At 65.1% G+C, this 20,609-nt stretch carries 3 protein-coding genes; 2 read left to right on the top strand and 1 reads right to left on the bottom strand.

The features are described from left to right. The first annotated feature begins 9 nt into the window (after window positions 1-9). On the top strand, window positions 10-16,197 hold the full coding sequence (locus F8N82_RS06900; RefSeq protein WP_338918662.1) for a non-ribosomal peptide synthase/polyketide synthase: 16,188 nt from the start codon (window positions 10-12) through the stop codon (window positions 16,195-16,197). Between the two features lie 56 nt (window positions 16,198-16,253). Continuing rightward, window positions 16,254-17,216 carry an alpha/beta hydrolase gene (locus F8N82_RS06905; RefSeq protein ID WP_038994537.1) on the top strand — a complete coding sequence of 321 codons (963 nt, stop codon included), beginning with the start codon at window positions 16,254-16,256 and terminating at the stop codon, window positions 17,214-17,216. A gap of 828 nt (window positions 17,217-18,044) precedes the next feature. On the opposite strand, the gene F8N82_RS06910 is transcribed toward F8N82_RS06905, so the two are convergent. Further along, entirely contained in the window at window positions 18,045-20,504 is a 2,460-nt protein-coding gene (locus tag F8N82_RS06910) for a TonB-dependent siderophore receptor (protein WP_052251417.1), read from the bottom strand. Between the last annotated feature and the right edge of the window lie 105 nt (window positions 20,505-20,609).

The following is a 20,609-nucleotide window of genomic DNA, read 5'->3' on the forward strand; positions in this document are numbered from 1 at the left end:
GTTTTTGACGTGCAAGAATTGATCGGTGCGGTTGGGGCATTGTCGGCAAAAGAGCGCAAGGCCCTGGCCATCATGCTCAAAGAGAAAGGTATCAATCTCTTTGCTGTTGCACCGATCTTCAAGCGGGAGGCTGGCGCACCGTTGTTGCTGTCCTACGCCCAGCAGCGCCAGTGGTTTCTCTGGCAACTGGAGCCGCAGAGCGCGGCGTACAACATCCCGGCTGCCTTGCGCTTGCGCGGGGCCCTGGACCTGCCTGCCTTGCAGGCCGCTTTCGAGGTGCTGATCGCCCGTCACGCAGCCTTGCGCACCGGCTTCGTCCAGCAAGGCGAGCAGACCCTGCAGGTGATTCGTCAGCCAGGTGATTTCAAGCTGGCGATCCAGCCTCTCGGCGAAGGCGTGGAGACCGAGACTGCCATCGAGGCCTTCCTTGCGGCGCAGTTGGGCGAGCCCTTTGATCTGGAACTGCAACCACTGCTGCGCGCGGCGGTATTGCAGGTGGCAGAAGATGAGCATGTGCTGGCGCTGGCCTTGCATCACATCATTGCCGATGGCTGGTCGATGCAGGTGCTGGTCCGCGAACTGATGCAGGTGTATGCCGGGCAGGTTCGTGGGGTGCCGGTGCAGCTGGCCGAGTTGCCTGTCGACTACGCTGACTATGCCCTGTGGCAACGTGAATGGATGGAAGCCGGGGAGCGTGAGCGGCAACTCGGCTACTGGGTCGGCGAACTCGGGCGTGAGCCGTTGGTGCTCGAACTGCCCACCGATCATCCGCGGCCGCTGCGCCAGAGTTTTCGCGGTGCGCGCCTGGAGATCGATATCGATCCGGCGCTGGCGGCAGGGCTCAAGCGGCTGGCGCAACAGCACAATGTCACCGTGTTCATGTTGTTGCTGGCATCATTCCAGACCCTGTTGCACCGCTACAGCGGCCAGCAGGCTGTGCGTGTCGGCGTGCCGGTGGCCAACCGTACCCGGGTCGAGACCGAAGGCCTGATCGGCTTTTTCGCCAACACCCAGGTACTGGCTGCGCAGTTTGACCCATTGCTGTCTTTTGCCTCCCTGCTGCAGCAGGTCAAACAGCGGGTGCTGGGTGCACAGTCGCACCAGGATCTGCCGTTCGAGAAACTGGTCGAAGCCCTGGCGCCGGAGCGCTCACTCAGTCACAACCCGTTGTTCCAGGCCATGTTCAACCACCAGGGCAGTGCGCTTCAACGCCCTGCGCCAGGCAACGACGGGCTGGGTTTGCAGGTGCAGCCCCTGGCGCGGGAGGCCAGCACGGCCCAGGTCGACCTGACGTTGGCCACCGAAGAGCACGCCCAGGGCCTGACGGCGGCACTGACCTATGCGACCGATCTGTTCAGTGCCGCCAGCGCAGAAAAAATGGCCGGCCACTGGCGCAATCTGTTGCGCGCCATCGTTGCCAACCCACAACAGGTGGTCGGTGAACTGGGCATGCTCGATGCAAACGAGCGCCAGCGCATCACCGGTGATTGGAATGCGACCGGCGTCGACTATCCGCAAGAGGTGTGCATCCATCGCCTGATCGAGGCCCAGGTGCGGCGTACACCGCAGGCGCCGGCGCTGCAGTTTGCCGGCCAGGCGCTCAGTTATGCGCAGCTCAACGCCCGGGCCAACCAGCTGGCGCGGCGGCTGGTCAGTGCCGGTGTCGGTCCCGATCAACTGGTCGGGATCGCCCTCGAACGCAGCGTGGAGATGGTGGTTGCCTTGCTCGCGGTGCTCAAGGCCGGCGGCGCTTATGTACCGCTGGATCCTGAGTATCCCGGCGAACGCCTGGCGTACATGATCGAAGACAGCGCCGTCAGCCTGGTGCTGACCAGTGCTGCCTTGATGCCGGGGTTGCCATTGCCTGCGGCTGTGCATGCCCTGGCGGTCGATGAGCTGGACCTGGCAGGCGAGGCGCAGGGTGATCTGGACATCGTCAACGATGGCGAGCACCTGGCGTACATGATCTACACTTCGGGTTCTACCGGCCGGCCGAAAGGGGCTGCCAACCGCCATCGGGCCTTGAGCAACCGCCTGTACTGGATGCAGCAGGCGTACAGCCTCGATGCCGGTGACACCGTCCTGCAAAAGACCCCGTTCAGTTTCGATGTATCGGTGTGGGAGTTTTTCTGGCCGCTGATGAGCGGCGCGCGCCTGGTCGTGGCCCAGCCGGGGGATCACCGTGATCCGTCCCGCCTGGCTCGGCTGATTCGCGAGTCCCGGGTCACCACCGTGCATTTCGTTCCGTCGATGCTGCAGGCGTTCATGCTCGATAGCGAGGCCGCTACCTGCACCAGCCTGCAACGGATCATCTGCAGTGGTGAAGCGCTGCCGCTGGAGGTCCAGCAGCAGGTGCTGACCCAGCTGGCCCAGGCGAAACTGTACAACCTCTACGGGCCGACCGAGGCGGCAATCGACGTCACCCACTGGACCTGCCAGGCCCAGGAGCACCACAGCGTGCCGATCGGCCAGCCGATTGCCAACCTCAGTACTTTTATCCTCGACGCCGGGTTCAACCCGGTGCCGGCGGGGGTGATCGGTGAGCTGTACCTGGGTGGCGAAGGCCTGGCTCGCGGCTATCACCGCCGCCCGGGGCTGACGGCCGAGCGCTTCATCGCCAACCCGTTCGCCAGTGGGCAACGGCTGTATCGCACCGGCGACCTGGCGCGTCAGCGCGAGGATGGGGTGATCGAATATGCCGGGCGCATCGATCATCAGGTGAAGATTCGTGGCCTGCGCATCGAACTCGGCGAAATCGAGGCGCGCTTGCAGGAGCAAGCCGCCGTCAGCGAGTGCGTGGTCATTGCCGGGCAAGGCGCGGCGGGGGTGCAGTTGCTGGCCTATGTGGTGGCCAGCGATGGCGCTGTGGCCATGGCCGACCAGGCCAGCCAGCAAGCCCTGGCCGATCAGCTCAAGGCTGAGCTGGGCCGGGGCCTGCCAGACTACATGGTGCCGACGCAGATGATCTTTTTGCCGGCCATGCCGCTGTCGCCCAACGGCAAGCTTGACCGCAAGGCCTTGCCTGCACCTGATCTGAATAGCGTACAGGCGGTGTACCGGGCGCCGGTCAGCGCCCAGGAACAGGCCGTGGCCGAAATCTGGCGGCAATTGCTCAAGTGCGAGCAGGTTGGCCTGGACGACGACTTCTTTGCCCTGGGTGGCCACTCCTTGCTGGCTACCCAGCTGGTCTCACGGGTGCGTCAGGCACTGGCGGTGGAGGTGGCGCTGCGCACGGTGTTCGAGCACAGCCGTTTGCAGGCCTTCGTTGCCGCACTGTGCCAGGCGCCGAGCAGCAATCAGCTGCCGATGCAGGCCGTCGATCGCAGGGCGGGCGTGCCGTTGTCCTATGCCCAGGAGCGTCAGTGGTTTCTCTGGCAGCTCGATCCGCACAGTACCGCGTATGTGATTCCCATGGTCCTGCAGCTCGATGGCGAGCTCGATGGCGAGGCGCTTGAGCAAGCGTTCGTGACCTTGCTCGAACGGCATGAAAGCCTGCGTACCGGATTTGCCGAGCGCGATGGCCAGTGCGTGCAGTTGATCCGTGACCAGGTGGATTTCCAGGTGCGGCGCCATACCCTGGCGCAAGACGGCGATGCAGCAGCGCTCAGCGACAGTTTCGTACGCCAGGCGGTGTGCAAGCCCTTTGACCTGCAGCACGACCTGTTGCTGCGCGCCGACCTGCTTGGCGTCGGCCCACAGCGCCACGTGCTGGTGGTGACTCAGCACCATATCGTGTCGGATGGCTGGTCGATGCAGGTGATGATCGACGAGTTGCTGCAGTGCTACGCCGCGCTGTGCAAGGGCCAGGTGCCGCAGTTGCCGCCTCTGCCAATCCAGTACGCCGACTACGCCGCCTGGCAGCGCCAGTGGATGGATGCGGGTGAGCGTGAGCGGCAACTCGACTACTGGCAAGAGCAGCTCGGGCGTCAGAGTGTGGTCCTGGAGCTGCCCGCCGATCATGTCCGGCCGGTACAGCAAAGCTTGCGCGGTGCGCGACTGGAGTTGCCGATCAGTAGTCAGTTGCATCGAGCGTTGCGCCAGTTGGCCGAGCAGCAGGGGGTGACCCTGTTCATGCTGCTGCTTGCCGCCTACCAGACACTGTTGTTCCGTTACAGCGGGCAGTCGCGCATTCGCGTCGGGGTGCCGATCGCCAACCGTAACCGCCTGGAAACCGAGCGCCTGATCGGCTTTTTCGTCAACACCCAGGTGTTGCAAGCCGACCTTGATGGTCAGCAAGGCTTCGACGCATTGCTCAAGCAAGTGCGTCAGGTCACCTTGCAAGCCCAGGAACATCAGGACTTGCCGTTCGAACAACTGGTCGATGCCCTGCAGCCGGAGCGCAGCCTCAGCTATAGCCCGTTGTTCCAGGTGATGTATAACCACCAGGCCGAGCAGGCTGCAGGTGCGCAGCGTGGCGGTGTCCCGCTCGACCTGCAGATCACCAGCCTCGGTTGGTCGGGCGAGAATGCCCAGTTCGACCTGACCCTGAGCACGCACGAGAGTGCCGATAGCCTGGCGGCTTCGTTCACCTATGCCACCGACCTGTTCGAAGCCGGTACTGTCCAGCGTATGGCAGACCATTGGCTGCGCCTGTTGCAGGCCATTGTCCAGGCACCGGCACAGGCCCTGGGTGAGCTGCCATTGCTCGCCGTTCACGAGCGTGAACAGCTGTTTGCCCTGAACCCGGCGCGTGAACCCTTCGATGCCGATAGCTGCATCGACCAGTTGATCGCGCAACGTGCCCAGGCCGCACCGCAAGCCCTGGCCCTGATCGATGGCGAACAGTCCTTTACCCATGCCTGGCTGCAAAGCCGCGCCAACCGCCTGGCCCACCGCCTGATCGAACTGGGCGTTGGCCCCGAGGTGCGGGTCGGTGTGGCCATGGCGCGCAGCGCCGAGCTGGTGGTGGCCCTGCTGGCGGTGCTCAAGGCCGGTGGCACCTATGTGCCACTGGACCCGGACTACCCGCGCGAACGGCTCAGCTACATGCTCGAAGACAGCCAGGCGCGGGTGCTGCTGACCCAGGCCGGGGTGCTTGAGGCCTGGCCGGATGACATTGTCACCGTGCTGGTCGAAGACGATGCCGGCTACCCGGACAGTGCGCCGGCACCGCGTGCCACGGCGCAGAACCTCGCCTATGTGATCTACACCTCCGGCTCCACCGGCCAGCCCAAGGGCGTGGCCATCGCCCACCGCAACGTCGCGGCCCTGGCGCACTGGTCGCAGCAGGTGTACCGCGCTGAAGACATCCAGGGCGTGCTGGCCTCGACCTCGGTGTGCTTCGACCTGTCGGTCTGGGAAATCTTCGTCACCCTGGCCAATGGCGGTTTCCTGGTCATGGCCCGCAACGCCCTGGAACTGCCACAGTTGCCGGCCCGCGAGCAGGTACGCCTGATCAACACCGTGCCGTCGGCGATTGCCGCCTTGCAGCGTGCCGGCGAAATCCCGGCGAGCGTTAAAATCATCAATCTGGCCGGCGAGCCGCTCAAGCAGGCGCTGGTCGAAGCACTGTACGCCGAGACCGCGGTGGAGCAGGTCTACGACCTGTACGGGCCGTCGGAAGACACCACCTATTCGACCTTCAGCCGCCGCCAGGCCGGTGGCCAGGCCAACATCGGCCGGCCATTGTTCAACACCGCCAGCTACCTGCTCGACGCCCAGCTGCAAGCGGTGCCGCAAGGCGTGGCCGCCGAGCTGTACCTGGCCGGCGACGGCCTGACTCGCGGCTACCTGCTGCGCCCGGGGCTGACCGCCGAGAAGTTCGTGCCCAACCCGTACGGGCCGCCGGGCGAGCGCATGTACCGCAGCGGCGACCTGACCCGCTACCGCGCCGACGGCGTGCTGGAGTACATAGGCCGTATCGACCACCAGGTCAAGGTTCGCGGTTTTCGCATCGAGCTGGGCGAGATCGAAGCGCGCCTGCACCAGCAACCGGCGGTGCGCGAAGCGGTGGTGCTGGCGGTCGACGGCGCCAGCGGCCAGCAACTGGTGGGCTACGTGGTGGCCAGCCAGGCGCTCGATGCCGAGCAGCTCAAGGCCGGCCTGCGCCAGCACCTGCCGGACTACATGGTGCCGGTGCACCTGCTGCAGCTTGAACAACTGCCACTGACCCCCAACGGCAAGCTCGACCGCAAGGCCTTGCCGATGCCGGACCTGAGCCAGCTGCAAGCCGCCTACGTGGCCCCGCACAGCGACCTGGAGCAGCGCATTGCCGCCATCTGGCAGGACGTGCTGAAGCTGGAACGGGTCGGCCTGAGCGACAACTTCTTCGAACTGGGCGGCGACTCGATCATCTCGATCCAGGTGGTCAGCCGGGCGCGGCAAGCGGGCATTCATTTCACCCCCAAGGCGCTGTTCCAGCACCAGACCGTACAGGGCCTGGCGACGGTGGCAAGCCTTGGGGCCAGCGGCCTTGCGGTTGACCAGAACCGGGTCGAAGGGGCGAGCACGCTGCTGCCGATCCACCGGGTGTTCTTCGACGAAGTGCAGGTCGAGCGCCATCACTGGAACCAGTCGGTGCTGCTCAAACCGCACCAGCTGCTGGACGGCGCGGTGCTGGAGCAGGCCTTGCAGGCGTTGCTGGAGCAGCATGACGCGCTGCGCCTGGGCTTTGTCGAAAATCACGACGAGTGGCAGGCGACTTACCATGGCCTGCCGCGCCACAGCGTGCTGTGGCAGCGCGAGGTCGCCGATGCTGAGGCGCTGGAACACCTCGGCCAGCAGGCGCAGCGCAGCCTTGACCTGAACAACGGCCCGCTGCTGCGTGCGGTGCTGGCGACCCTGGGCAACGGCGAGCAACGCCTGCTGCTGGTGATCCATCACCTGGCGGTGGACGGCGTGTCGTGGCGGATCATTTTCGAAGACCTGCAGCAGGCCTACGAGCAACTGCGCGAGGGCCAGGTGGTGCAATTGCCGGCCCGCACCCACAGCGTGCGTGACTGGGCCCAGCGCCTGCAGGCCTATGCCCTGAGCACTGAAGTCCAGGCCCAGCGCAGCTATTGGCAGGCGCAACTGGCCGGGGTGCAGACGGTGCTGCCGGGCGCCCGCGCGGATGCCAGCCTGGCCAACCGGCATGCTCGCTCGGTGCACAGCCGCTTGTCGCCGGAGCTGACCCGGCGCCTGCTGCAGGAAGCCCCGGCGGCCTACCGCACCCAGGTCAACGACCTGTTGCTCAGCGCCCTGGCGCGGGTGATCGGGCGCTGGAGCGGGCAGGCCGATACCCTGATCCAGCTCGAAGGCCATGGCCGTGAAGAGCTGTTTGACGGCCTCGACCTGACCCGCACCGTGGGCTGGTTCACCAGCTTGTTCCCACTGCGCATCAGCGCCAGCGACGCACTGGGCAGCAGCATCCAGCAGGTCAAGGAACAGCTGCGCGCGATCCCGGACAAGGGCCTGGGCTGGGGCGCCTTGCGCTACCTGGGTGACAGCGCCAGCCGCGAGAGCCTGGCGGCGCTGCCGGTGCCACGGATCACCTTCAACTACCTGGGCCAGTTCGATGCCAGCTTCGATGCCGAAGAGGGGGCGCTGTTCGTGCCGGCCGCCGAAGCGGTGGGCCCGGACCAGAGCCCGCAAGCCAACCTGGGCAACTGGCTGAGCCTGAACGGCCGGGTGTATGCCGGCGAGTTCAGCCTGGGCTGGCGCTTCAGCCGGGAGATGTTCGACGAAGCCACGGTGCAGCGCCTGGCCGACGATTATGTCGCCGAACTGCAGGCACTGATCGAGCACTGCTGTGAACTGAAAGAGCGCTCGGCGACGCCGTCGGACTTCCCCCTGGCCGGGCTCAGCCAGGCCCAGCTTGAGCAACTGCCGGTGGAACTGGAGCAGGTCGAAGATATCTACCCGCTGTCGCCGATGCAGCAGGGCATGCTCTTTCATACCTTGTATGAACAGCGCGGTGACTACATCAACCAGATGCGTCTGGACGTGGAAGGGCTGGATGTCGAGCGCTTCCGTAGCGCCTGGCAGGCAAGCGTCGATGCCCATGACATTCTGCGCAGCGGCTTTGTTTGGCAAGGTGAGCTGGAGCGCCCGCTCCAGGTGATTCGCAAGTCCTTGCCCCTGGCCTTCGAGGTGCAGGACTGGCAGGCGCGCGCGGGTGTGCCAGAGGCCCTCGACGCGCTGGCCAAAGCCGAACGCCAACGTGGTTTTGATCTGGCCGAGCCGCCGCTGCTGCGGCTGTTGCTGGTACAACTGAGTGCGCAGCACTACCACCTGATCTATACCAGCCACCACATCCTGATGGATGGCTGGAGCAACTCACGGCTGATGGGGGAAGTGCTGCAGCGCTATCGCCAGCAGCCGGTGAGCCGCCCGGCCGGTCGTTACCGCGATTACATCGGCTGGTTGCAGGCACAGGACGCAGCGCTCAGCGAGCAATTCTGGACCGCCCAGGTGCGTGAACTGCAGGTGCCGACCCGCCTGGCCCAGGCCTTGCCACACCAGGCCGAAGGTGCCGCAGGCCAGGCCGAGCACTTCGCCGAACTGGCGCCGCAAGCGACTCGCCGTCTGAGTGATTTCGCCCGCCAGCAGAAGGTCACCATGAACACCCTGGTGCAGGCCGCCTGGGCCTTGCTGCTGGCACGCTACAGCGGCCAGCAGACGGTCGCCTTCGGTGCCACGGTGTCGGGGCGTCCGGCTGAGCTCAAAGGGGTGGAGCAGCAGTTGGGCCTGTTCATCAACACCTTGCCGGTGGTGACCCACCTGGATGCCGGGCAGCCGCTGGCGCAGTGGCTGCAACAGTTGCAGCAACAGAACCTTGCGCTGCGTGAACACGAACACACCGCTTTGTTTGACGTGCAGCGCTGGGCCGGTCTGGGCGAGGGCCTGTTCGACACACTCCTGGTGTTCGAGAACTTCCCGATTTCCGAAGCCTTGCAACAAGGTGCGCCAGAGGGCCTGCGCTTCAGTGAGGTGCGTAACCAGGAGCAGACCAGTTTCCCGCTGACCCTGGCGGTGGTTCATGCCCAGAGCCTGGTACTGCACCTGAGCTATGACACGGCGCTGTTCAGCGCGGCCCAGGTACAACGCTTCGGCGTGCAGGTGCTGCAGTTGCTGGAGCGAATGATTGCCCAGGCCGGGCAGCCCTTGGGTGAGTTGCAGATACTGGGCGATGACGAGCAGCAATTGCAGTTGCATGGCTGGAATCCGCCGGCCGCAGCTTTTGCCAGTGACCGTTGCATCGACCAGCTGATCGCGCAGCGTGCCCAGGTTGCACCGCAAGCCCTGGCCCTGATTGATGGCGAACAGTCCTATTCCCACGCCTGGCTGCAAAGCCGCGCCAACCGCCTGGCCCACCGCCTGATCGAACTGGGCGTTGGCCCCGAGGTGCGGGTCGGTGTGGCCATGGCGCGCAGCGCCGAGCTGGTGGTGGCCCTGCTGGCGGTGCTCAAGGCCGGTGGCACCTATGTGCCACTGGACCCGGACTACCCGCGCGAACGGCTCAGCTACATGCTCGAAGACAGCCAGGCGCAAGTGCTGCTGACCCAGGCCGGGGTGCTCGAGGCCTGGCCGGACGACATCGTTACCGTGCTGGTCGAAGACGATGCCGGCTACCCGGACAGTGCGCCGGCACCGCGTGCCACGGCGCAGAACCTGGCCTATGTGATCTACACCTCCGGCTCCACCGGCCAGCCCAAGGGCGTGGCCATCGCCCACCGCAACGTCGCGGCCCTGGCGCACTGGTCGCAGCAGGTGTACCGCGCTGAAGACATCCAGGGCGTGCTGGCCTCGACCTCGGTGTGCTTCGACCTGTCGGTCTGGGAAATCTTCGTCACCCTGGCCAATGGCGGTTTCCTGGTCATGGCCCGCAACGCCCTGGAACTGCCACAGTTGCCGGCCCGCGAGCAGGTACGCCTGATCAACACCGTGCCGTCGGCGATTGCCGCCTTGCAGCGTGCCGGCGAAATCCCGGCGAGCGTTAAAATCATCAATCTGGCCGGCGAGCCGCTCAAGCAGGCGCTGGTCGAAGCACTGTACGCCGAGACCGCGGTGGAGCAGGTCTACGACCTGTACGGGCCGTCGGAAGACACCACCTATTCGACCTTCAGCCGCCGCCAGGCCGGGGGCCAGGCCAACATCGGCCGGCCATTGTTCAACACCGCCAGCTACCTGCTCGACGCCCAGCTGCAAGCGGTGCCGCAAGGCGTGGCCGCCGAGCTGTACCTGGCCGGCGACGGCCTGACCCGCGGCTACCTGCTGCGCCCGGGGCTGACCGCCGAGAAGTTCGTGCCCAACCCGTACGGGCCGCCGGGCGAGCGCATGTACCGCAGCGGCGACCTGACCCGCTATCGCGCCGACGGCGTGCTGGAGTACATCGGCCGCATCGACCACCAGGTCAAGGTCCGTGGTTTTCGTATCGAGCTGGGCGAGATCGAAGCGCGCCTGCACCAGCAACCGGCGGTGCGCGAAGCGGTGGTGCTGGCGGTCGACGGCGCCAGCGGCCAGCAACTGGTGGGCTACGTGGTGGCCAGCCAGGCGCTCGATGCCGAGCAGCTCAAGGCCGGCCTGCGCCAGCACCTGCCGGACTACATGGTGCCGGTGCACCTGCTGCAGCTTGAACAACTGCCACTGACCCCCAACGGCAAGCTCGACCGCAAGGCCCTGCCGATGCCGGACCTGAGCCAGCTGCAAGCCGCCTACGTGGCCCCGCACAGCGACCTGGAGCAGCGCATCGCCGCCATCTGGCAGGACGTGCTCAAGCTGGAACGGGTCGGCCTGAGCGACAACTTCTTCGAACTGGGCGGCGACTCGATCATCTCGATCCAGGTGGTCAGCCGGGCGCGGCAAGCGGGCATTCATTTCACCCCCAAGGCGCTGTTCCAGCACCAGACCGTACAGGGCCTGGCGACGGTGGCAAGCCTTGGGGCCAGCGGCCTTGCGGTTGACCAGAACCGGGTCGAAGGGGCGAGCACGCTGCTGCCGATCCACCGGGTGTTCTTCGACGAAGTGCAGGTCGAGCGCCATCACTGGAACCAGTCGGTGCTGCTCAAACCGCACCAGCTGCTGGACGGCGCGGTGCTGGATCAGGCCTTGCAGGCGTTGCTGGAGCAGCATGACGCGCTGCGCCTGGGCTTTGTCGAAAATCACGACGAGTGGCAGGCGACTTACCATGGCCTGCCGCGCCACAGCGTGCTGTGGCAGCGCGAGGTCGCCGATGCCGAGGCGCTGGAACACCTCGGCCAACAGGCCCAGCGCAGCCTTGACCTGAACAATGGCCCGCTGCTGCGTGCGGTGCTGGCGACCCTGGGCAATGGCGAGCAACGCCTGCTGCTGGTGATCCATCACCTGGCGGTGGACGGCGTGTCGTGGCGGATCATTTTCGAAGACCTGCAGCAGGCCTACGAGCAACTGCGCGAGGGCCAGGTGGTGCAACTGCCGGCCCGCACCCACAGCGTGCGTGACTGGGCCCAGCGCCTGCAGGCCTATGCCCTGAACACTGAAGTCCAGGCCCAGCGCAGCTACTGGCAGGGGCAACTGGCCGGGGTGCAGACGGCGCTGCCGGGCGCCCGCGCGGACGCCAGCCTGGCCAACCGGCATGCTCGCTCGGTGCACAGCCGCTTGTCGCCGGAGCTGACCCGGCGCCTGCTGCAGGAAGCCCCGGCGGCCTACCGCACCCAGGTCAACGACCTGTTGCTCAGCGCCCTGGCGCGGGTGATCGGGCGCTGGAGCGGGCAGGCCGATACCCTGATCCAGCTCGAAGGCCATGGCCGTGAAGAGCTGTTTGACGGCCTCGACCTGACCCGCACCGTGGGCTGGTTCACCAGCTTGTTCCCACTGCGCATCAGCGCCAGCGACGCACTGGGCAGCAGCATCCAGCAGGTCAAGGAACAGCTGCGCGCGATCCCGGACAAGGGCCTGGGCTGGGGCGCCTTGCGCTACCTGGGTGACAGCGCCAGCCGCGAGAGCCTGGCGGCGCTGCCGGTGCCACGGATCACCTTCAACTACCTGGGCCAGTTCGATGCCAGCTTCGATGCCGAAGAGGGGGCGCTGTTCGTGCCGGCCGCCGAAGCGGTGGGTCCGGACCAGAGCCCGCAAGCCAACCTGGGCAACTGGCTGAGCCTGAACGGCCGGGTGTATGCCGGCGAGTTCAGCCTGGGCTGGCGCTTCAGCCGGGAGATGTTCGACGAAGCCACGGTGCAGCGCCTGGCCGACGATTATGTCGCCGAACTGCAGGCACTGATCGAGCACTGCTGTGAACTGAAAGAGCGCTCGGCGACACCGTCGGACTTCCCCCTGGCCGGGCTCAGCCAGGCCCAGCTTGAGCAACTGCCGGTGGAACTGGAGCAGGTCGAGGATATCTACCCGCTGTCGCCGATGCAGCAGGGCATGCTGTTCCATACCCAGGAAGGCAATGGTGCCGACCTGTATATCAACCAGATCAGTGTCCAGGTCGAAGGCCTCGACAGCGCTCGCTTCGAAGCGGCCTGGAACCAGGTGATCGAACGGCACGAGATCCTGCGCACTGGCTTCTGCAATAGCGCAACCCTTGAGCAGCCCTTGCAGTTGGTCTACAAGCAGGCGCGTATGCCGATCAACTGCCTGGACTGGCGTGACCGCGAGGTGACCCAGGAGCAACTGCAGGCCCTGGCGGCCGCCGAATGCGCCAAAGGCTTCGACCTGCCGAGCGCGCCATTGACGCGCCTGGCCCTGGTACAGACCGGCGCCGACCAGCACCAGTTGATCTGGACCAGCCACCACATCTTGATGGACGGCTGGAGCAATTCGCGCTTGCTCGGTGAAGTGCTGCAGGCCTATGCCGGGCAGGCACTGCCCATGCGCCAAGGGCGCTACCGCGACTATATCGACTGGCTGCAGCGCCAGTCAGCGGTCAGCCGCCAGGCGTTCTGGCAGGAGCGCCTGCGCGAACTTGAAGGGCCAACCCTGCTGGCCAGCAGTATCGGCCCGCAACCGGCGCCCGGCTTGCAGGGCCATGATGCGTTGTACCTGAAATGGGACGAAGCGCAGACCCAGGCATTCAAGGCCGCTGCACAGCGCCTGCGCGTTACCCCCAACACCCTGGTACAGGCCGCCTGGCTGTTGCTGCTGCAGCGTTACAGCGGCCAGCAGACGGTCAGTTTCGGTGCGGTGGTCGCCGGTCGACCGGCCTCCCTGGCCGGGGCCAACGAAATGCTCGGCTTGTTCATCAACACCTTGCCGATCATCCAGACCGTGCAACCTGAAGTCAGTGTCCACCAGTGGCTGACGCAGCTGCAGGCCTACAACCTGGAAGCCCGTGACCATGAACAGACGGCGCTGGCCGATATCCAGCGCTGGGCCGGGCAGGGGGGGCAGGCCCTGTTCGATAGCATCATCGTGTTTGAAAACTACCCGGTGGACGAGCGCTTGCAACAAGGCAGCGAGACCGGCTTGCGCTTTGGCAAGACCAGTGGCCGCGATGTCACCAACTACGCCATGGACCTGGCCGTCAGCCTCAATGCCACGCTGTCGATCGAGTTCCTCTACCTGCGCGAGCGTTTTACGCCGCAAGCCTGCGCACAACTCATGCAAGGCTTCGAGAACCTGCTGCGGGCCTTGCTCGACCAGCCGCACGCGACAGTCGGCAGTCTTGGCCTGCTTGACGATGCCGGGCTGCATGCCCTGCAACAGCGCAATGCCCTGCCGCAGGCGGGCCAGGCCCAGGCCCTGAGCGAGGCGATTGCCACCCAGGCCCGGCTGCGTCCGGATGCCGTGGCGGTGGTCTGCGCCGATCAGCAACTGACCTATGCCGAGCTGGAACAACGTGCCTCGCTGCTGGCCCAGCACCTGATGGCCCAGGGGGTGGGGCCGGAAGTCTTTGTCGGCGTGGCGCTGGAGCGTTCGGTCGAGGTGATCGTGGCATTCTATGCCGTGATGAAGGCCGGCGGCGCCTATGTGCCGTTGGACATCGACTACCCGCGCGAACGCTTCGACTGGATCATCGAGGACTCGGCCATGGCCGTGCTCATCACCCAGCGCAGCGTCCGTGAGCGCCTGGGGGATGCCCGGGTGCCGGTGCTGCTGGAACTGGACCAACTGACCCTGCAACCCGATGCGCCGCAACGGCCATGGCCACGCGCCGAGGCCGACAACCTGGCGTACCTGATCTATACCTCCGGCTCTACCGGCAAGCCCAAGGGCGTTGCCGTGGCCCGCGGCCCGATTGCCATGCATTGCCGGGCCATTGCCGAGCGTTACGCCATGAACACGCAAACACGCGAGCTGTTGTTCATGTCGTTCGCCTTTGACGGTGCCCAGGAGCGCTGGCTGTCGACCCTGCTGTGCGGCGGGTGCCTGATCGTGCGCGACAATCAGCTGTGGACAGCCGAACAAACCTTCAATGCCCTGCACGAGCAGGCGATCACTATCGCCTGTTTCCCGCCGGCTTACCTGCAGCAACTTGCCGAGTATGCCGAAGGCCGCGTGCCGCCGGCGGTGCAGGTCTACTGCTTTGGGGGGGATGCGGTGGCCGAGGCCAATTTCGAGCGGGTCAAACGCACGCTCAAACCGCGCTACCTGACCAACGGCTACGGCCCGACCGAGACCGTGGTCACACCACTGCTGTGGAAAGTCGACGCCAACGCCCAGTGCAACGCCGCCTACGCGCCGATCGGCACACGGGTCGGCGACCGCACCCTGTATGTGCTCGACAGCCAGCTCAACCCGCTGCCGGTGGGCGCCGCCGGTGAGCTGTACATCGGTGGTCAAGGGCTTGCCCGTGGCTACCATGCACGCCCGGGGCTGAGTGCCGAGCGCTTCGTCGCCGATCCGTTCAGCAGCGAGGGTGGCCGCCTCTACCGCACCGGCGACCTGGTGCGCCAACGCGAGGACGGCGCGTTCGATTACCTCGGGCGTCTTGACCATCAAGTGAAGATCCGCGGCTTTCGCATCGAGCTGGGTGAAATCGAGGCGCGTCTGCGTGAGCAGGAGAGTGTCCGCGATGCGGTCGTGGTTGCGCGCCGCAATGCCCATGGCAACCAGTTGATCGCCTATGTGGTGGCCAACAGCGTGGCCGGGCTAGAGAAGCGCTTGCGCGGTGCGCTGCAGCAGGTGCTGCCGGACTATATGGTGCCAAGCCGGATCCTGGTGCTCGATGCCTTGCCGCTGAGCCCCAATGGCAAGGTCGAGCGCAAGGCGCTGCCGGCCCCGGAGGCCATCGAACGCAAACACGTGGCGCCGCGCAACGAGCTGGAACAGGCGCTGGTGCAGATTTGGCAGGAAGTCCTGGAGGTCGAACAGCTCGGTATCACCGACAACTTCTTCGAGCTCGGTGGTGATTCGCTGCGTATTCTCAAGGTCTTGAGCAAGGTCCGTAGTCGTCCCGCGCTGGGTTTCGAGCTCAAGCTGCGGGACATGATGAACAGCCCGACCATTGCTCAGCTCAGCGGCTATGAACCGGCGCAGGAGCAAGGGCTCGATCCGTTGCTGTTGCTCAATGCTCGCTGCCCGCAGGTGCCGCCGTTGTTCTGCCTGCATGCCGGTTTCGGCACGGTGTTCGACTACGAGCCGCTGGCCCGTCAGCTGGATGGGCAATGCAGTGTCTATGGTCTGCAATGCCGAATGTTGCTGGACCGGGACTGGCAGGACGAATCGCTGCCGGCCATGGCCATCGAATACGCCCAGTACATTCGCCAGAAACAGCCGCAAGGCCCTTACCGCTTGCTGGGTTGGTCGTTGGGTGGCGCCCTGGCGTTGCTGGTGGCCGATGAACTGGTACGCCAGGGCCAGCAGGTAGCGTTCGTTACCCTGGTCGACAGCTTCATCCCATCGGCGCAACCGGTCGCGCCCACCAGCGATTACACCGGCGAGCTGCAGGCCTTCCTGGCCGTGGCCTTGCAGCGCGAGGTGCACAGCCTGCCCGCGCTGACCTGCCAGGCCCCGTTGCAGTACCCGGCGTTGCTGGAGCTGGTCGGCAGCTTGCAGCAAGGCGCTGAACCTGGAATGGGCTTTGATGCACAGGACCTGGCCCATGGCTTCATAGTCGCCATGCGCTTGAAGGCCTTGAGCGAGCAACTGCAGACGCTGCCTGAGGTGAGCGCCCCGGTCCATTGCTGGTGGGCGGGCGAGCCGCAGGGCACCGATGTCGAGCGCTTCGAGCAGGGCCTGACGAACCGGCAAGAGCGGCAAGTGCTGGCTACCCGTCACGATGAGATTCCACGTCATCCGGCCTTGTTGCAGTCTCTGCGCGATCAATTGTGCAGCCTTGAAGCAATCGACGGCTGAGTCTTCCCGGGCCCTGCTTGCAGGGCCCGTTTTTCACTTTATTGAAGGATACGATGATGCATGTGCATCCTGACCTGGCGGCGTTTCTCGAACTGGCCGAGCTGGGCCGGCTGGCCGGGAGCAACCGGCCTCTGCATGAATTGCCGGTGACCCAGGCCCGCGAAGTGTTCGAACAGGCTTCGGCGGTGCTCGACCCGACGCCGCCGGCGCTACTGACTGTCAGCGAACTGACCCTGCCGGCGCGGGATGGGGTGTTGTTGCCGGCGCGCCTGTACCGCCGGCCGGGCAGCGACAGCAAGCCGTTACCGGTGCTGTTTTACCTGCATGGCGGTGGTTACGTGGTCGGCAGCCTCGACTCCCATGATTCGGTGTGCCGGCGCCTGGCGGCCAGCGGCCGCTTCGCGGTGTTCGCGCCATCCTATCGGCGCGCGCCGGAACATGGGTTTCCGGTACCGCTCAACGATACGCTCGACGCGGCCAACTGGCTGGCGACGCAAGCCGCTGCGCTGCAACTGGACAGCCAGCAGGTGATCTTCATCGGCGACAGCGTTGGCGCCTCGCTGGCCAGCGTGCTGAGCCTGACCGCCGTGCACCACCGTGATCAATTGAACCTTGCACCGCGGGCGCAGATGCTCCTGTACCCGGTGACCGACCTGTCCCGTGAGCGTGACTCGCACCGCACCTACGCTGAAGGCTACTTGCTGGAAACCGCCACCTTGCGCTGGTTCTATCGCCAGTACCTGGGGGCGCATGGCTCGGCGACGGACTGGCGGGTTTCACCGCTGCTGCACCCGGACCCGCGCGGCTTGCCGCCCACCTACCTGGCGGTGGCGGGTTTCGACCCGTTGCACGATGAAGGTCTGGCCTATGCCCAGGCTCTGGAGCAGGCCGGGGTTGCGCTGACCCTGCGCCGGGTCGAGGACATGACCCATGACTACCTGCGCATGTCAGGGATGGTGGCGGACGTCGAGGCTATTTACGCCGAGCTTGAGAACTGGGCGCTGAACCAGTTGGGCTGAAGGTGCGGGCAAAAAAAGGTTGTTCATGGAATCCTGGGTTGGGGGGGCGCGAGTTTATCCATTCGGTGTGGGGCTGCTGCTGGCCCCTTCCGCCTTTACGGCGGCCTACTTTTCTCTTGGGAAAAGGTAGGCAAAACCGCTTGCTCCTGCATACGGCCCTACGCTGCGCTTCGGGTCCCCTCGCTACGGCACCTTCCGGGGCATCGCGGCCTACGACTTGCTGCGTCAAGTCTACGTCTCGCGTCTTCGGCTGACGCCGAAGGTGCTGCGCACCGCCCCTCCAGGCACCTCCGCTCGGCCTCCTGAAGTCGCTTTTGGCGGCGCCGGGAATTACGCGCATGAAGATCAAGATCAACATCAAGATGAAGCAGTCGGTCCTCGCTTCAGCGTCAGCTTGGCGCCGCCATAATCTGCTTTCGCAGATACGTCAGTGCAGGCGCCGCCCGTAACTTCGCGACTTCAGGAGGCTGAGCGTAGGTGTCTGGAGGGGGCTGGTGCGTAGCACCCTTCGGCCCAGGCCGAAGTCGCGAGACGTAGACTTGGCGAAGCAAGTCGTAGGCCGCGATGCCCCTGGAAGGCACCGTAGCGAAGGAACCCGGAGCGCAGCGTAGGGCCGTATGCTGGAGCGAGCGGTTCTGGTTCCTTTTGCCAAGACAAAAGGGACCCGCCGTAAGGGCGGAAGGGGCCGGTAGCGGCGCCACATCGAATGGATAAGCCCACAGCCGTAGCTTCAACAACCCAACCCAACCCAAGGATCATAGCCCCCGGCAACCCGTGAAGAACCCCAAAAAAAGCCCCCTGTACAGGGGGCTTTTGTCTGTCAGGACTTCACCACTTGTAGCTGACTTCGGCGACGACCGAACGGCCTTCACCCATGTTGCACGCCAGCGAGAAGAAGCACGAGGCGACATAGTACTTGTCGGTCAGGTTGTTGACGTTGACGCTGGCCTGGGCCCCGCGCAGGCTCGGGTCGAGCTTGCCCAGGTCGTAACGCACGGCGGCGTCATACAAGGTGTAGGAGGGCACCTTGAAGGTGTTCATGGCATCGCCGTAGGTGGAACCGGTGTACCGGGCGCCGACACCGATGCTCAGGCCTTGCAGCGGATCGAAGGGGAAGCTGTAGTCGGCCCAGACCGAGGCCAGCTTGGCCGGCACCTTGAACGGCTGCTTGCCTTCGTTGCCGCTGTTGCTCTTGGTCACTTCCACGTCGCTGTAGGAGAACGAGCCGGTGAGCTTGAGGTCCTCGGCGACGGTGGTGATGGCTTCGAACTCGACACCTTTGGAACGCACTTCGCCGGTCTGGATGCTGTAGCCGATGAACTCGGCGTCCGGCGTCAGGGCATTCTGTTTGGTCAGGTCGTACACCGACAAGGTCAGTTGCGTCTCGGTGCCCGGTGGCTGGTAACGAATGCCCGCTTCGTACTGCTTGCCGGTTTCCGGTTCGAAGGTCTTGCTGCCGCGTTGCGGCGCTCCGGTGCCGGCGATCGGGTTGAACGATTCGGAATAGCTCACATAGGGGGCGAAGCCGTTGTCGAACAGGTACACCAGGCCGGCGCGGCCGGTGAAGGCATCCCAGTCCTGGTCAGCAGTTTCGACGTCGGTGAAGCGGTCTTCGGTGCGGTTGCGTGCGTAGTCCTGGCGACCGCCGAGGGTCAGCACCCAGCGATCCCATTTCATCTGGTCCTGGAAGTAGTAACCGACCTGGGTATTGCGCTGCACGGTATTGACCCAGGCGGTGTAGACCGAGGTGTCGACCGGGGCACCGTAGCTGGGATCGAACACGTTGATCGGCGTGGCGCGTCCCCAGCGTTCGTTACGGATCGACTTGCTCCAGCTGTAGTCCACGCCCATCAGGGTGGTGTGCGCGATCGGGCCGGTGTCGAAGCGTGCCTGCAGCTGGTTGTCGACCGTGAACAGATCGCCATAGGCATGGCGGATCTGGTAGTCGCGGTTTACCGAAGCGTTGGGTACGCCGTCGGGGCCGGTGACCAGCCCGCTGACCCGGGCCAGGTAGTTTTCCTGGTTGTCGAAGGTACTCCAGCGCAGGTTCTGGCGGACCGTCCAGGTGTCGTTGAACTCGTGGCTGAACTCGTAGCCCAGCGAGGTGCTTTCGACTTCTTCGGTGTCAAAGCTGGGTTCACCGATGAAGCGATCCATGGGCACCTTGCCGTACGGGCTGCTGCCGTTGACGGCGGCCCAGGGAATGGTGGTCGGGGCCAGGGCCTTGTTCTTCTGGTAGGCCGTGAGCACGGTCAGGCTGGTCTGCTCGTTCGGCCGCCAGGTCAGGCTCGGCGCCACGTAGGCACGGTCGTCGTCGGTATGGTCGTAGACGCCATCGGCTTCGCGGCCAAGGCCGACCAGGCGATACGACAGGGTCTTGTCTTCGTTGAGCGGGCCGCTGATGTCAAAGTTGGCCTGGCGACGATGACCGCTACCGCCGGAAATGGCGACTTCGCCACGCTCATAGTCGGTCGGGCGCTTGGAGATCGAGTTGACCATGCCGCCGGGCTCGTTCTGCCCGAAGAGGATCGAGGTCGGGCCCTTGAGTACCTCGACCCGCTCCATGCCGTAGGGTTCTTCGCCGATCATGCCGAAGAAACCCAGGGGGCGCAGGCGCAAGCCATCGCGGTAGGTGAACGAGATGGCGTAACCGCGCAGGAAGATGTTGTCGGCTGCGTTGCTCGCACCACCAGAGTCGGCACGCACGCCGGAGGTATAGCTCAGGGCCTGGGACAGGCGCTGGGCACCGAGGTCGTCCATGCGTTCGCGGGTAATGACCGAGATGGCCTGCGGGTTTTCCAGGATCGGCGTATCGGTCTTGGTGCCGGTCAGGGTACGGCGGGCGATATAGCCGGGAGTTTCACCGTAGGGTGAGTCGGAGACCAGGGTCGAGGAGATGACACTGGCATCCAGGTTCAGCGCGCCATCGTCGGTCTTGGCCAGCAGGGTCAGGGTGTTGCCATCGAGGGAGTAGCGCAGCGACGTGCCGTTGAACAGTTGCTGGACTGCCTGGGCCACGCTCAAGCGCCCCTGTACCCCCTGGGTACGCAGGCCCTGGACCGAATCAGGGCTGTAGAGCACCTGCAGGTTGGTCTGTTCGGCCAGTTGGTTGAGCGCCGCCGTCATCGACTGGGCAGCAATGTTGAACTCGTATTGCTGGGTCTGCGCCTGAGCTTGTACCGGTGCAGCGACGGTCATCCCCAGGACCACTGCGGCAACCGGCGCCTTGAGGTAATGCCTCAGCAGCAAGGCGTGGGTGAGGGGTGTAAGTGAATGGCGAACCTGCACGAATGAATGCTCCCAAGGTGGCAAGTGGTAATAATTTTTATTAACTTTCAATGAAACGCACGAGCGGGGCAAAACCGTACAAATATTTTTCCGGGAGTTTGCCCC

The organism is Pseudomonas fluorescens (assembly GCF_902497775.2).
In the GTDB taxonomy this organism is placed as follows: domain Bacteria; phylum Pseudomonadota; class Gammaproteobacteria; order Pseudomonadales; family Pseudomonadaceae; genus Aquipseudomonas; species Aquipseudomonas putida_F.

Bases quoted from the DNA above. Each gene is read 5' to 3' on its own strand.
- F8N82_RS06905 (WP_038994537.1), top strand. From the start codon at position 16,254: ATGCATGTGCATCCTGACCTGGCGGCGTTTCTCGAACTGGCCGAGCTG.